The following is a 14,744-nucleotide window of genomic DNA, read 5'->3' on the forward strand; positions in this document are numbered from 1 at the left end:
CCTGGCACCTGCTTGGCACTTGCCTGGCACTTCGTTGGCAGCCTGGTCAGCCCTCCGCCAAGCGCGCAAGACGCATGCCAATGACGACTCGCGACGCACTGGGAAAAGACTGAGGAAATCGCGGCGAGCGGCGCGAAGGGACCGGGGCAGCCCGACCCGGGTGGCTAGAAATGCCCGGTGAAGCGATAGCGGCTACCCGGATGCCAGAGATTGGCGACCGAAGCGACGAGCCCGCGCGAGCGGGTGCGCCGGTGCAGCACGAGGCACGGTTCGGCATCGCCCATGGCGAGGTGCGTGCGCGTCTGCGCCTCGGGGGCAAGCGCCTCGATGCGGTACTCCACGCCCTGCAGCGGCGCGACATGCACGAGGTACTGGTTCGGCGTGATGTGCGTGAAGTCCTGCGCCGCGTAATCGGGCGCGACGGCGGGATTGACCCAGCGCTCTTCGAGCTGCACGGGCTCGTCGTTCTCGAAGTGGAGCACGCGCGAGTTGAACACCTGATCGTTCGCGGCGAGCCCCATTTCGACGGCGAGCGCCTCGTCGGCGCAATGCACTCCGATCTCGAGCACCTCGGCGCGGTAGCGGTGCCCGCGCGCGAGGATTTCGTCGGAGATGCTGCGAATGGCGACGAGCGTCGATTCGTACTTGGGCCGCGCGACGAAGGTGCCCGCGCCCTGCACGCGCGTGAGCACCTGTTCCGCCGTGAGTTCGCGCAACGCCCGGTTCACGGTCATGCGGGCGACCTTGAACTCGCGCGCCAGTTCGTTCTCCGAAGGCACCTGGTCGCCCTCGCTCCACTCACCGGCGTGAATGCGCGCGAGGATGAAGTCCTTGATGCCCTGGTATGCGGGAGCGTTCATCGCGTTGGCCGTGCTTTGGCTTGGCGCCTGCTTGTGCGTGATCGCGCGTGCTTGCGCGTTATTGCGCCTCGGACTCGAACGCGAGCGGGCTGTGCGAAGCGATGGCGCCGTTCTGTACGAGACGCGTAATCGCCTCGATATCCGGCGCGAAGTAGCGGTCGAGGTCGTAATGCGGCACCTCGGCGCGCACCGACTGCATCACATGCGCGAGCGCCGGGCTCGTGTGATGCGGCGCGCGCAGGTCCACGCCCTGGGCTGCGGCGAGCAGTTCGATCGCGAGGATGTTGGCCGTGTTGCCGGCGATGTCGGCGAGCTTGCGCGCGGCGAACGTCGCCATCGAAACGTGGTCTTCCTGGTTCGCCGAAGTCGGCAGCGAATCGACCGAGGCCGGATGCGCGAGCGTCTTGTTTTCCGATGCCAGCGCAGCCGCGGTGACGTGCGCGATCATGAAGCCCGAGTTCACGCCGCCGTCCTTCACGAGGAATGGCGGCAGGCCCGAGAGCGTCGCGTCGATGAGCAGCGCGATGCGGCGCTCGGCCAGTGCGCCGATTTCGGCTGCGGCCAGCGCGAGATTGTCGGCGGCGAAGGCCACCGGTTCCGCGTGGAAGTTGCCGCCCGAGAGCACTTCATTCGTTTCGGGAAAGATCAGCGGATTGTCGGAAACCGCGTTCGCCTCGATGAGCAGCACCTGCGCCGCGTGGCGCATCTGGTCCAGACACGCGCCCATCACCTGCGGCTGGCAGCGCAGCGAGTACGGGTCCTGGACCTTGCCGCAGTCGCGGTGCGAGAGGTTGATCGCCGAGCCTTCGAGCAGCGTGCGATAGGCCGCGGCCGCCTCGATCTGGCCGCGATGGCCGCGCAGCTCGTGAATGCGCGCGTCGAACGGCTTCACCGAACCGGCCGCCGCATCCACGCAGAGCGCGCCAGCAACGAGTGCCGTGCGGTAGAGATCTTCGATCGCGAACATGTTGTAGATCGCGAGCGCCGCCGAAGCCTGCGTGCCGTTGAGCAGCGCGAGACCTTCCTTGGCCTGCAGCGCGAGCGGCTTGAGTCCCGCGGCTGCGAGACCGGCTTCGGCGCTGGCACGCTCGCCGCGGATGAGCACTTCGCCGATGCCGAGCAGCACCGCCGACATATGCGCGAGCGGCGCCAGGTCTCCCGATGCGCCCACCGAGCCCTTCACTGGAATGAGCGGCAGCACGTCGGCGTTGAAGAGAGTGATGAGCGCGTCCATCACTTCGCGGCGGATGCCCGAATAGCCACGGCCCAGGCTCGACAGCTTCAACGCCATGAGCAGACGCACGACCGGGCGCGACATCGGCTCGCCCACGCCCACCGCATGCGAGAGGACCAGATTGCGCTGCAGCAGTTCGAGCTGGTCGCTCGGGATATGCGTGCTCGCCAGACGCCCGAAGCCCGTATTGATGCCGTAGGCGGGCTCGCCCTTCGCCGTGATCTCGGCAACGGCGCGTGCGCCCGCGTCGATGCCGGCGAAGCTGGCCGGATCGAGCTCGAGCCGCACTGCCTCGCGCGCGATCTGGCGCAGTTGGGGCAGGGTCAGATGGCCGGGCGTGAGGCGGAGAGTCGGGAACATGATCGAATCCTGTCTATACAAGTCGCGAAAGTGGCCGAAGTCTAGCCTGGCGCGCCTGTCTATACAACTCCCCTTTGCGGCCTCTGTAGCCTGGGACTATCCACGAGAGGGCCGCCAGCGCCCGTCACCCATCGAGTTGCAGCCTGCCCCCAATGAACGCGAGAAAGCATTGCACGCGTGCCGCGAGCGCCGCGCTGCGGTAGTAGACGGCGTGGATTGGCTGGCGCGACTCGATCAGCGCGTCGTCGAGCACGGTAACGAGGCGGCCCGCCTCGCGGTCCGCCGTGGTGAGGAAGTCGGAGAGGCACGCGATGCCGCTGCCGGCGAGCGTGAGCTGGCGTATCGTCTCGCCGCTCGACGCCGAAAGCGCAGGCGCGATCGTGTAGCCGGGCTCGATCTCCTGGGTCTTCGCGGCCGCGCGCGTTTCGTCGCGGGCCGCCACCCGCAGGGGCCAGCCGTTCAGATGCGCGGGCGCCGTGAAGCCGACCAGCCGATGGTCGCGCAACGCGGCCACGCTGCGCGGCGTGCCGTGCGCCGCCAGATAGCCGGGACTCGCGACAATGCGCAACCGGCTCGTGCCGAGCGAGCGCGCGTGCAGCGTGGAGTCCTGCAGCGTGCCGATGCGAACGGCGATGTCCACGCGTTGCTCCAGCAAATCGACAATGCGCTCGTTGTTGGTGAGTTCGAGTTCGATCTCGGGGTAAGCGTCGGCGAATGCCGCGACGTGCGGCACGATGCAGTGAAGCATGAACGGCGTGGCCGCATCCACGCGCAACCGCCCGGAGGGACGCTCGCGATGGCGCGTGACGGCTTCCTCGGCATCGGCCAGCGCCGCGAGAATCGCGCGGGCGCGATCGAGGAACAGCTCACCCTCTTCGGTGAGTTGCAGGCGTCGCGTGGTGCGCAGGATCAGCGCGACGCCCAGCTGCTTTTCGAGCCGCGTCAGCGCGCGGCTCACGCCCGATACGGTCTGCTCGAGCTTTTCCGCCGCAGCGGTAATCGACCCCGCATCGATCACGGTGACGAATACGAGCAGTTCGTCGGTCGACGTCTTCATCGTAGGATTTTTGATCCGCAGTCAATATTCATTTGAGACTAACACGGTTTTTGCAAAACCCGGATGCCCCGATACTGGCTTCCATCGCAATCAAGACAGGATCAGGAGCAACTCATGAAAGTCTTCGTGACAGGCGCAGGCGGATTTATCGGCGGTTCGATCGCGGCGCATCTCGTGCGCGCGGGCCACACGGTGCGCGGCCTCGTGCGCCGGCCCGAGCAGATCGCCGACCTCGAAAAGCTCGGCATCACGCCCGTACAGGGCAATCTCGACGACCGCGCAACGCTGATGGGGCAAGCGCGCGCCGCCGACACCGTGATCAACGCGGCGAGCAGCGACCATCGCGGCGCGGTCGAGGCGCTCATCGACGCGCTCGAAGGCTCCGGCAAGACGCTCCTGCATACGAGCGGCTCGAGCATCGTGGGCGACGCGTCGGGCGGCGAGGCAACCGCACACATCTATCGCGAAGACGCCCTGCCCGCGCCGACCGCCGACAAGGCGGCGCGCGTGGCCATCGACAATCTCGTGCTCGCGGCCGCGGCGCGCGGCGTGAGGAGCGCCGTGCTCTGCAACACGCTGATCTACGGCGCGGGCGCGGTGCCGGGCGCCGCGAGCGTGCAACTGCCGCGGCTGATCCGCCAGGCGCAGAAGAGCGGCGTGATGCGTCACGTAGGGTTCGGCCTGAACATCTGGTCGAACGTGCATGTCGACGACGTGGCCGAACTCTATCGCCTCGCGCTCGAAAACACGCCGGCCGGTACGTTCTACTTCGTGGAAAGCGGCGAGGCGAACTTCCGCGATATGACCACGGCGCTCGCCGAAGTGATGGGTCTGGGCGCGCCGCAGGACTGGCCGCTCGAAGCCGCAATCGAGGAATGGGGTTACGAAATGGCGTCGTACGGCCTGGGCTCGAATAGCCGCGTGCGCGGCGAGCGCGCACGCACGCTGCTCGGCTGGCAGCCGCAGCGCACCTCGGTCACGGACTGGATCCGCAACGAGATGCTAAAAGCGCCGATCGCGCAGAAATAAGTGTTGTAGCGCACGTAATTGTTGCGTATCCGTAAGGTCGCTCCGCTAGAATCCGAGCGTCTTGCACTAGCCGCCGGCGCGCTGCGCGCCGGCACCGGATACGCCGATGCTCCTCGCGCTGAACTTCTACTGGCTGACCAATCTGATGGCCATCTTGTTCATCGTCGCGTGCCTCTACGACACGCGCTACGACGAATATGGCACGCTGACGCTCGCCGCCGGCGCGATGGGACTCATCGTGATGGCGATAGAAGTGCTGCTGCGCCCCGCGTTCGAGATGTCGCTCTAAGACGCTTCTTTCACGATTGTTTCGCGACGCGCGCAGCATTTTTCTTTCGTTGCACTAACAACTACCCTCCCAGCGCCGCACCACTACGCCTTCTCGTGCGCACAGCACGACGATTGCGCGGGCGCGTCTTCATAGCGATCGTGGTGGCGCATCCACTCGCGCATGTCCTTCTCTTCGTTGCGTCCCTTTGCGGTCAACTCCAGCATCGCGTACGTGCCGATCAGCATCTCCCCGCCGCGCGCATACGTCGAATACGTGTGATACACGTTGCCCGCTTCATCGCGATAAAACGCGCTGACGCCGGGCAGCTCGTCGCTCATGTAGTCCTGCTCGGTGTAGTTGTAGATCGCCTTGCCGCGCGCCTTGTCGGCCTCGCTGAACGACACGTGATAGTCGAAGTTGAAGTCGCTCCCATTCGACGAAACCCATGGAAAACGCCAGCCCATGCGCTGCTTGAACGCCTCGATCTTCGCGAGCGGCGCGCGCGAAACGGCCACGTAAGTCACGTCGTGATGCTCCAGATGCGGCAGCATGCCGTCCACGTGGTCGGAGAGGAACGAGCAGCCTGGGCACCCTTCTTCCCATTCCGGCCCGAGCATGAAGTGATAAACGATCAGCTGGCTGCGCGGCCCGAATAGCTGCGCGAGCGTGCGCGGGCCCTGCGATGTTTCGAACGTATAGGTCTTGTCGACCTTCACCCACGGCAGCGCCTGGCGCTTCGCCACCAGCGCATCCCGCGCGTGCGTGAAAGCGCGCTCTTCGGCGAGTAACGCCTTGCGGGCTTCCAGCCATTCGGTCTGCGAAACGATCTTGTGCGATTGCATCTCTCGATTCCTCCTTGCGCTTGAATGAGCGCCGTTCAGTCGAACAGCGCCACCAGTTGATCGATCGAACTCGTCCAGCCCTCGTTGTGCGAGTCGCGCGCCGCTTCGTCGAAGAAGCGCGCGTGCTTGAGCGTGAGGTCGGTGGCGGCCCCGTCGGCGCGCAGCGTCACCGTGACGAGCGACTCGCGCTCCGGCGTGCTGCGCCATGCCCACGTGAATACGAGCTTTTCGTCGGGCACGACTTCGAGATAGGTGCCGCTCACGTCGTGGTCCTCGCCGTTCGCGCCGCGCATGATCACGCGAAAGCCCCCGCCCACGCGCACGTCGGCTTCGGCGTGAACGCAGGTGGTGTCGAACGGGTGCATCCAGCGCATCAGTTGCGACGGCTGCGTCCACGCGGCGTAGACCTTCGCGGCCGTGGCGTTGAGGCGTCGCCGGATGGTGAGGCTGGGAGACGGATGGGCGACGCCGGGTCCGGCTGCGGGTTGGGTAGACATGCATCTTCCTCCACGAAAGCGGCGAGTCGATCGAGCGTTTCACTCCAGAACCGTTGATAGTGCGCGAGCCACTGCATCGCGTCCTGCATCGGCCCCGCGGCGAGCCGGCACGCCACGGTGCGGCCGGTTTTCGCGCGCGTGACGAGGCCCGCCTGAGCGAGAACGTCCAGATGCTTCATGACCGCGGGCAGCGACATCGCGAATGGCTGCGCGAGCGCGCTCACCGAGAGTTCGTCGTGCTGCGCGAGGCGTGCGAGCAGCGCGCGCCGCGTAGGATCGGCGAGCGCCGCGAAGGTGCGGTCGAGGGGAGCGACTTCATACTTAACCATGCGGTTTAGCATAGGCGATGAGCACGCGATGTCAAGGCATGCGCAAGTCATTCGTCAGAAGCGGCGCACACGGCAGCATCGACGCCACTAGAATGGCGATTTCTGCGCGCCGCGCCCTGCTCTCTCTGCCACGTCACGCCATGCCGTCCAAAATCCGCAACTCGCTGCTCTGAATCTTCGACGCCTTCGAGCGCGAGGCCGGCTATCTGTGCAAGCCGATGTTCGGCTGCGACGCCGCCTATCTCGACGGCCTGCTGTGCCTCGTGGCCGCCGACCGCGATCCGCCGTTCAACGGCGTGCTGGTCTGCACGTCGCGGGAGAACCATGCGGCGCTCATCGACGCGATGCCCGCATTGCGAGTGCACCCCGTGCTCGGCAAATGGCTGTATGTGCCGCAAGCCGATGCGGCTTTCGAAGACACGGCCGCGCAGTTGAGCGCGCTCGTGCTCGCGCGCGACCCGCGCATCGGCGTGGAGCCCAAGCCGCGCAAGCCGCGCAAAGCGGGCAAGGCTCGCAACAGCGTGCTGCCGGAGTAACGCGCCAGAGGGTGGCGCGCAAAAGCCACACGGCCCGCGCCGCCGTGAAGCGACGCGGGCCGTGCAGCCGCCCGGGCGGGCCGCCTTGGCCGCCGGGCGAATGACCGGGTCATCCGGTTATCAGATGGCCCAGCCGCCCAGATAGAACGCGGCCAGCACGCCGGCGATCACCACCGTGCCGACGTTCAGCTTGCGGATCTCGCCGCTCACCAGGCGGCCGATCACGAGCGTGCAGAAGCCCAGCATGATGCCCGTGACGATGTTCGCCGTGAGCACGATGAACACGGCGCAGACGAGGCCCGACATCGAATCGACCATATCGGCCATGTCGAGGCGGCTCACGCTCGATAGCATCATGAGACCGACGTACATCAGCGCGGGCGCCGTCGCATACGAGGGCACGAGGCCCGCGAGCGGCGCGAAGAACATCACCGCGAGGAACAGCACGCCCACCGTGGCGGCGGCGAAGCCCGTCTTCGCGCCCGCTGCCACGCCCACCGTCGATTCGATATAGGCCGCGGCCGGCGCGCCGCCCAGGAAGCCCGAGAAGATCGAGCTGACCGAGTCGGCCGTGAGCGCGCGCCCGCCGTTGACGATGCGCCCGTTCGCGTCGAGCTGGCCCGCCTGCCCTGCCACGGCGCGGATCGTGCCGGTGGCGTCGAACACGGCCGTCATCACGAGCGCGAGCACGCTCGGCAGCACGGCGAGCGAGAGCGCGCCCTTGACGTCCATCGCGCCGATCAGCGAGGCATGGCCCGGCGCCGACAGCGAAGGCCACGCGAACACGCCATGAAAGCTCACGGCCGGATCGATGGCGAGACCGAGCGCCGAGATAGCGACGATCACGATCAGGATCGAGCCCGGCACGCGGCGGCGCACGAGGCCGAAGATCGCGGCGAGGCCGACCACGGAAAGGATCACGGGCAGCGAGGTGATATGGCCGAGCGAGACCGGCAGCCCCGCGCCCGGATTCTTGACCACGAGGCCCACGTCATTGGCGGCGATCAGCAGCAGGAACAGGCCGATGCCGATGCCCGTCCCATGCGCGATGCCGTGCGGCAGGTTGCGCAGGATCCACGAGCGCACGCCCGTCACCGAAATGCCCGTGAACACGAGGCCCATGAGGAACACCGCGCCGAGCGCCACTTCGGGCTTCAGTCCCTTGCCGAGCACGAGGCCGAAGGCGGTGAACGCCGTCAGCGAAATGGCGCAGCCGATGGCGATCGGCAGGCGCGCCCACAGGCCCATGAGCAGCGAGCCGAACGCCGTGGTCAGGCACACGGCCACGAACACGGCGCTGGTGTCGAAGCCCGCCTTGCCGAGCATGCCTGGCACGACGAACACGGAATAGACCATCGCGAGGAACGTCGTGACGCCCGCAATCGCCTCCTGACGCAGCGAGCTGCCGCGCGCGGCAATGTCGAAATAACGGTCGATGAATCCCGAGGCCGGCCCGAATGAATCCGGGGACTCGACTTCGGCGGCGCTCGCACCGGCTAGCGGCTGCGCGTGGGGTTCGATCATGGTGATTGCCTCCTTTATCAGCGTGCTGAAACGGTTCACGGCTCACCAGCCCGATCCGTCATCAGGTTTGTCTCGAATTGAATTAGTCGTGTCGACGCGTTGCCGGCGCCTTCTTCAACTTCCCGGCGCTCATCGTTTTGACATCTCTTTATGGATGGAGCGAAGGTTAGGCGAACACGATTTGCGCTCCCATCGCACGAGTCGCATTGAGTTCATGCCGCGATGCTTATATGCCCGTGTACAGGGCACGGCGTGACGGCCCCCCCGCGTTTACACCTGGCCGTGAAGCGGGCCGTTGCCGCGCGAACCGGGGCCGGTTTCGTGTGACGAAGCGCGACCGTCCCGGCGCGGGACTTGCGGCGCGTCGCCTGGCTTGTCGCCTACGCTGGTCGCCTACGCTCGTCGCCGACGCCGTCATTAAGCGGTTCTTAAGCGGATCGGGCCGGTGCGCGGGTTACACTCACGCATCCCGACCCGGCTTCCCCTGCCGCGCGCGCGCCGCGCCGGCCGCTCCAAGGAGTTTCAGTAGATGAGACGCGGCTTCTTGCGTTCCACACGTCCTGTTTTTCACTTTCCGTACGCCCTCACGCTGCTGATGCTGCTCACGCTTTCGGGCTGCAGCCTGTTCCGTCCGGCCCCGCCGCCCGAACCGGAAGCGCCCATGGCCACGGAGCCCGAGCCGGCCGCCAGCGAGCCCGAGGCCGCGTCCGCGCCCGAGGCGGCAAGCGAGCCGGAGACGGAGAGTACAACCAGGCCGGCGCCGAAGAAGCCGCGCCCCGCGCCGGTGCACCGCCGCCGTCCGGCGCCGCCGCCGCCCGCGCCCGCGAGCGCCCCGCCGGCGCCGCCCCCGGCGCCCATCGTGCAGGTGCGCACGCTCGAACGCGGCACTTTCCGCACGCTGCTCGACAGCGAAGTGCAAAAGACCGACGGCAAGGTCGTGGGCCGCGCCGTCGACATGGTCACTGGCCCCGGCGGCAAGCCCGTCGACGTCGTGGTGAACCTGCAGGGCTTCATGGGCATTGGCGACCGCAAGGCCAACTTCCCGTGGAGCGGCGTGCGTGTGAATACCCAGGCGAAAACGCCGGCCATCACGCTCGCCCTGCCTGCGAACCAGTTGCAGGTCCCCGACCGGCCCAAGGCCGGCGCCCCGCAGCCCGGCAACCCCGAGGCGAGCGCGACGCGCCTGCCGATGCTCGACGCGGACGTGGAACGCGCCAACGGCGGCAAGGTGGGCCGCGTGGTCGACGTACTGCTCGACGGCAGCGCCGCCCCGCAGGCCGTCGTGCTCGACGTGAGCGGCACGCTCGAGAAACGCCATACGATCGCGGCCGACTGGTCGGCGCTGCGCTTCGTCACGAAGAACAACACGCTCGAAGCGCAGCTCGAAATGAGCGATCAGCAGGTGGATGCCTCGCCGCCCTACGCGCCCGACCAGCCGGTGCACGCGGTGGCGCCGGCCGCCCCGCCGCCGGCTCCGGCCGCTCCGGCTGCTTCGGCCACTTCGGCTGCTTCGGCTGCGCAAGCAGCGCCCGCTGCATCGCCCGTCGCCTCGGCGGCCAACGCCCACGGTGCCAAATGACGGACGGCACCATGCAACAACCCAATCCAAGCCAGCGCAGCGTGCGCGCGCTCGACTGGCTGAACTTCTTCGTGGCGAACGTACAGACGGGCTTCGGGCCGTTCATTGCCTCGTATCTGGCATCGCACAAGTGGACCCAGGGCGAGATCGGCCTGGCGCTTTCGGTGGGCACGATCAGCGCGATGGTGAGCCAGGTGCCGGGCGGCGCGGCTGTGGACGCCTTGCGCAACAAGAAGGCCGCCGCCGCGTGGGCGATCATCGCGATCATCATCTCTGCCGTCCTGCTCGCCGCGAGCCCGACCGTCGTGGCGGTCATGGCCGCCGAGGTCTTCCACGGCTTCGCCAGTTGCATGCTCGTGCCGGCCATGGCGGCGCTCGCGCTCGCGCTGGTGGGCCGCCAGAACCTGGGCGACCGGCTTGGCCGCAACGCGCGCTGGGCCTCGATCGGCAGTGCGGTGGCCGCCGGCCTGATGGGCCTGTGCGGCGAGTACTGGTCGCCGCGCTCCGTGTTCTGGCTGACGGCTGCGCTCGCGTTGCCCGCGCTCGTCGCGCTCGCGATGATCGAGTACGACCAGAACGCCGCCTACGCCAAACCCGCGGCCAAGCCCGGCAAGGCCGCCGCGGCACTCGCCGGCGAACCTCGCGAAACGATCTTCGACCTGCTGCGCGACCGGCGCATGCTGACCTTCGCAGCGTGTGTGGTGCTGTTCCACCTCTCGAACGCCGCGATGCTCAACCTCGCCGCCGGCGAAGTGACGGCCGGCATGGGCGACAACGTTCAGCTCGTAATCGCGGCGTGCATCATCGTGCCGCAAGCCATCGTCGCGTTGATGTCGCCCTGGGTCGGCCGCACCGCGCAGGCCTGGGGGCGCCGCCCCGTGCTGATTCTGGGCTTTTGCGCGCTGCCGCTGCGGGCGCTGCTGTTCGCCGCCGTCGGCAACCCGTATTTCCTCGTGCCGGTGCAGATGCTCGACGGCCTGTCGGCCGCCGTGTTCGGCGTGATGCTGCCGCTGATCGCCGCCGACGTGGCGGGCGGCAAAGGCCGCTACAACCTCTGTATCGGGCTCTTCGGGCTTTCGGCGGGGATCGGGGCGACGCTTTCGACGGCGCTGGCCGGCTTTATCGCCGACCATCTGGGCAATACGGTGAGCTTCCTCGCGCTCGCGAGCGCGGGCGCCGCGGCGGTGCTGATGGTTTGGCTGGCGATGCCGGAGACGCGCGACGCGCTCGAAGAGGAAAACGCCCGCGACGCCACCGTGTGAGCGGTGCGCCGCCGGGTCGGGCGCCGGTTGCGCCTGCGCCTGCGGACGGTGGCGACTCGCCTTTCTCCTGCAAACGAACAACGGCGCCCCTTGGGGCGCCGTTTTGTTCTTGTGCAGCTTTATGACATCGGCATGACGAGGTGTGACCAGCCACGTGGCAGGTGAGCGGCGGGCGGCCTACCCGCGCGGGCGACCGGTGCGCGCAGGCACTCCGCTCAGGCGGCCAGCGCCTCGTCCAGACGCGCCGCGACCACGGCGTTGGGCAGGTTGTCGAGCTTGCTTGCGAGGATCATCGCGTCGGCGTTGGCCGGGCGATGGCGGCGGTTGGGGCTCGGCCGGAACACCGCGTCGCCGCGACGTATCTTCTCGCCGGTCAGCGCGCAAATGGCGCTGCGGCGCGCCGTGCAGACCCGCCACAACTGGTCGGAGTAACGGCCGTAGGTGGCGTCGCTCCAGCAAACGGTGATGCTGTCCGGATCATGCCGCCGGATCAAGGTGATGCCCTGCGCATCCCACGAACGGACCGTGGCGCGCCGCCGGTTGGCCGCCTCCGATGCGCCGCGTGTGATGGGTACCGGTTTGCAGCTTCTGCCGCCTTCGAATTCGCTGTCCAGGCTCAACGGCTCGGAAGCCGCGGACAGAAGGTCAATAGTTTGTTGCCAAACGCTGCCGGTATCTAATTTCGTCATAATGCACCTCGTGCACGTGGAAACGATTCAAATATGCCGGTCGAATAAGCACTCTGCCACGTCCGGATTATAGCGTGTCCAACTCGCAATCCACAGGAAAAACGCAATTTTCACACGATAATGCGAAACGCAAAAAACGAGATAGCAGGGCTTTCAGTTCCGACTGCAAGCCTCCAATGTTGGTTTCTTTACATCTGTGAACTTTTTTGCCGATTTGATGATACTTAACAATCTCACTGCGGAAAAAATAACCGGTTTCAGGCGGGATGTGACAAGTCGCGCGCTTTTCTCCCATAACTGAATTGTTACGGCGCCCGCCGCATCCTGCGCCCCGGACCGAGCCTGGAATACCGCCCATGGCCGTTCTCACGGCCTTTACCGGCAGCGCGACGACCCCACTCTTACACACGGGATATGACCGATCAATGAAACGCAAGGCTTCTATTTGGCATCGGCGCATCAGACATATCACATACTAAACGTCAGTCTATTGGACGCGAAATTCTCGCACGAAGCTTGCAGTCCCCACACCCAGCGAATATCGAAGCATTCCACTATTCGAAAAGCAATTAATGGATTTCGGATATTGCTTTAGACGCATGCCGCGCGCCGATGGTGACATTGTGCAACTCGCAGGAGGCGAATAGCAACAAAACGGTGATGTTACGAGCACTGTCGTGCGCACCGAAAGTCAGCGCACTAATCCGACATTGAATCCGCGGATAAAGACAACCGAGTGAAGATATCGCGCGGCGCGCGTCTTACGCGCCGCGGCCCTGATCGAGAAATTCGCCGGCGCGCACCTTGAGCATGGCGCCGAAGTCATCGAGCCAGCCAATGGAAAGCCGCCAGCTTTGCCAGTACAGTTCGACGTCGAGCGCCCGGCCGGGCGTGAGCTCGACGAGTTCGCCGCGCGCGAGATGCGGCGCGATCATGCGCTCGGGGCACATGCCCCAGCCCAGGCCGTTCAGGCAGCAGCGCAAAAAACCGGCTACGTGGGGAATCCAGTGCAGTGGCGCGTCGATCTGCGCGCGCGTAATGCGGCGAATGAAGCGCTTTTGCAGTTGATCCTTGGGATTGAACTCGACGCACGGCGCGTGGCGCAGCGTGTCGCGCGTCACGCCCTGCGCGAAATGCCGCTCGAAGAACGCCGGCGAGCACACCGCCAGGTAACGCATGCGCCCAAGGCGCGTCGAGCGACAGCCCTGCACGGGCTCCGCCTGCGTCGTGACGGCCCCCTGCACGCTGCCGTCGCGCATGCGTTGCGCGGTGTGATCCTGGTCGTCGATCACGAGGTCGAGCAGAATGCCGCGCTCGACGCAGAAGGCCGCCACGGCGTCGATGAACCAGGTGCCCACGCTGTCGTCGTTGACGGCCACGCGCAGCGTCGGCCGCGCCGCCCCCAGCGCGCTCGTGAAAGTCGGCATCGCCCCGCCCAGTTCCGCCTCGAGCAATTGCACGCGCTCCGTATGACGGCACAGCAGGGCGCCGGAAGCCGTCGCGACGCAAGGCTGGCCGCGCTTCACGAGCACGGTGCCCACGCGCTCCTCCAGCAGCTTCACGCGCTGCGAAACCGCCGAGGGCGTAACGTTGAGCGCGCCCGCGGCGCGATCGAACGAACCATGCCGCACGACGGCGGCGAGCGCATCGAGCAAGGCATAGTCGAGCATTAGCGTTCCTTAATCCGGTTAATGAAAATGAGCTTTGCTTATGTGGCTCATGGCGGCAGACTAGCGCCATTCCCTGTCGATGTCCAATGCAGGCGCCGCGCACCGCGCCGCCCGCGGCTCCTGCCTTCTTCGCAACCGTCATGAACTGGCTCGCTTTCACTCACGGCGCGGCGCTCTGCGCCTCGCTCATCGTCACGATCGGCGCACAAAATGCGTTCGTGCTGCGTCAGGGCATCCTGCGCTCGCACGTCGGCAAGATCGTCCTGCTCTGCGCACTCTCCGACTTCGTGCTGATCGGCGCGGGGGTAGGCGGCGCTTCGGCGCTCGTCGAGCGCTACCCGACCTTCGTGCACATCGTGCTGTACGTGGGGCTCGCCTGGCTCGTGTGGTTCGGCATCGGCGCGCTGCGCCGTGCGGTGCGCCCTTCGCACGCGGTGCTGGACAGCCATGCTGCGGCGGATGCCCCCGCGCAGCGCGCGTGGCCGATCATCCTCATGACGCTCGCGTTCACCTGGCTCAATCCGCACGTGTATCTCGACACCTTCCTGCTGATCGGCACGGCCGGCGCGCGAGAACCGCAGGGCAGCCGCCTCGCCTTCGCGATCGGCGCAATGTCCGTGAGCGCGGTGTGGTTCGTCGCGCTCGGCTATGGCGCGCGCGTGCTCGCGCCGCTGTTCCGGCGTGCGGGTGCATGGCGCGTGCTCGACGGCGCCATCGGCGGCATGGTGCTGTTGATCGCCTTCGCGCAACTGCGTTGAAGTGCGCGAAAGCGCCGCGCGGCTTGCGCACTTGCCGCGTTTGCCGCGTTTTCCATGACGACCCGCTACCCCACGCGGCAAGCGCGCCGCACCGCCATGCTCAGGCCCGCGCGTTCGCGCCGCGATTGTTCAACGATTCGATATGGGGCGGGCCGTTATTGCGCCGAACGAGACAGACTCGATCGGAAGCGGCATTCTTGCGCGACGTCTGAACGATAGCTAACGATTCAACGGAACGCCGTGCTCG

General features: G+C 66.7%; 15 protein-coding genes. 6 read left to right on the top strand and 9 right to left on the bottom strand.

What is annotated here, in order from left to right:
- Positions 1-164 precede the first annotated feature (164 nt).
- The 3 genes from hutC to M3I53_RS02010 all read right to left on the bottom strand — a co-directional run bounded on the left by hutC (position 165) and on the right by M3I53_RS02010 (position 3,511).
- A complete protein-coding gene (gene hutC / locus M3I53_RS02000; RefSeq protein WP_254314292.1) occupies positions 165-860 on the bottom strand; it encodes a histidine utilization repressor in 696 nt (231 codons plus the stop codon).
- A 58-nt stretch (positions 861-918) separates the two neighbouring features.
- Complete coding sequence (gene hutH, locus M3I53_RS02005; protein WP_254314293.1) at positions 919-2,454, bottom strand: histidine ammonia-lyase; 1,536 nt, start codon at positions 2,452-2,454, stop codon at positions 919-921.
- A gap of 124 nt (positions 2,455-2,578) precedes the next feature.
- Positions 2,579-3,511: a LysR family transcriptional regulator gene (locus tag M3I53_RS02010; RefSeq protein WP_254314294.1), complete on the bottom strand. Its 933-nt coding sequence runs from the start codon at positions 3,509-3,511 to the stop codon at positions 2,579-2,581.
- Between the two features lie 114 nt (positions 3,512-3,625).
- On the opposite strand from M3I53_RS02010, the gene M3I53_RS02015 reads away from it, so the two are divergent.
- Complete coding sequence (locus tag M3I53_RS02015; RefSeq protein ID WP_254314295.1) at positions 3,626-4,540, top strand: NAD-dependent epimerase/dehydratase family protein; 915 nt, start codon at positions 3,626-3,628, stop codon at positions 4,538-4,540.
- A 106-nt stretch (positions 4,541-4,646) separates the two neighbouring features.
- Positions 4,647-4,829 (top strand): hypothetical protein, encoded by a 183-nt coding sequence (locus tag M3I53_RS02020; protein WP_254314296.1) that lies wholly within the window; start codon positions 4,647-4,649, stop codon positions 4,827-4,829.
- An 83-nt stretch (positions 4,830-4,912) separates the two neighbouring features.
- Here the strand turns inward: M3I53_RS02020 and M3I53_RS02025 are convergent, their stop codons facing one another.
- The 3 genes from M3I53_RS02025 to M3I53_RS38385 are packed head-to-tail and all read right to left on the bottom strand — an operon-like array spanning position 4,913 to position 6,479.
- Positions 4,913-5,653, bottom strand: coding sequence for a thioredoxin family protein (locus tag M3I53_RS02025; protein WP_254314297.1), 741 nt, complete (start codon positions 5,651-5,653; stop codon positions 4,913-4,915).
- 35 nt (positions 5,654-5,688) lie between these two features.
- Positions 5,689-6,093, bottom strand: coding sequence for an SRPBCC domain-containing protein (locus M3I53_RS02030; protein ID WP_254314387.1), 405 nt, complete (start codon positions 6,091-6,093; stop codon positions 5,689-5,691).
- Positions 6,027-6,479: a metalloregulator ArsR/SmtB family transcription factor gene (locus M3I53_RS38385; protein ID WP_254314298.1), complete on the bottom strand. Its 453-nt coding sequence runs from the start codon at positions 6,477-6,479 to the stop codon at positions 6,027-6,029. Before M3I53_RS38385 ends, M3I53_RS02030 begins: the two co-directional genes overlap by 67 nt.
- A gap of 173 nt (positions 6,480-6,652) precedes the next feature.
- On the opposite strand from M3I53_RS38385, the gene M3I53_RS02040 reads away from it, so the two are divergent.
- Positions 6,653-7,015, top strand: a complete 363-nt coding sequence (locus M3I53_RS02040) for a hypothetical protein (protein WP_254314388.1) — start codon at positions 6,653-6,655, stop codon at positions 7,013-7,015.
- A 120-nt stretch (positions 7,016-7,135) separates the two neighbouring features.
- Here the strand turns inward: M3I53_RS02040 and M3I53_RS02045 are convergent, their stop codons facing one another.
- On the bottom strand, positions 7,136-8,539 hold the full coding sequence (locus M3I53_RS02045) for an NCS2 family permease (protein ID WP_254314299.1): 1,404 nt from the start codon (positions 8,537-8,539) through the stop codon (positions 7,136-7,138).
- A 529-nt stretch (positions 8,540-9,068) separates the two neighbouring features.
- Here M3I53_RS02045 and M3I53_RS02050 point away from each other — a divergent pair.
- Complete coding sequence (locus M3I53_RS02050; protein WP_254314300.1) at positions 9,069-10,118, top strand: PRC-barrel domain-containing protein; 1,050 nt, start codon at positions 9,069-9,071, stop codon at positions 10,116-10,118.
- A gap of 11 nt (positions 10,119-10,129) precedes the next feature.
- On the top strand, positions 10,130-11,380 hold the full coding sequence (locus M3I53_RS02055; protein WP_254314301.1) for an MFS transporter: 1,251 nt from the start codon (positions 10,130-10,132) through the stop codon (positions 11,378-11,380).
- A 215-nt stretch (positions 11,381-11,595) separates the two neighbouring features.
- Here the strand turns inward: M3I53_RS02055 and M3I53_RS02060 are convergent, their stop codons facing one another.
- Entirely contained in the window at positions 11,596-12,000 is a 405-nt protein-coding gene (locus tag M3I53_RS02060; protein WP_254314302.1) for a DUF3331 domain-containing protein, read from the bottom strand.
- Between the two features lie 830 nt (positions 12,001-12,830).
- Entirely contained in the window at positions 12,831-13,739 is a 909-nt protein-coding gene (locus tag M3I53_RS02065; protein WP_133183488.1) for a LysR family transcriptional regulator ArgP, read from the bottom strand.
- Positions 13,740-13,879: 140 nt separating this feature from the next.
- Here M3I53_RS02065 and M3I53_RS02070 point away from each other — a divergent pair, with 140 nt between their 5' ends.
- A complete protein-coding gene (locus tag M3I53_RS02070; RefSeq protein WP_254314303.1) occupies positions 13,880-14,497 on the top strand; it encodes a LysE/ArgO family amino acid transporter in 618 nt (205 codons plus the stop codon).
- Positions 14,498-14,744 lie beyond the last annotated feature (247 nt).

The sequence above is a fragment of the Paraburkholderia sp. CNPSo 3272 genome, assembly GCF_024206495.1.
GTDB lineage: Bacteria > Pseudomonadota > Gammaproteobacteria > Burkholderiales > Burkholderiaceae > Paraburkholderia.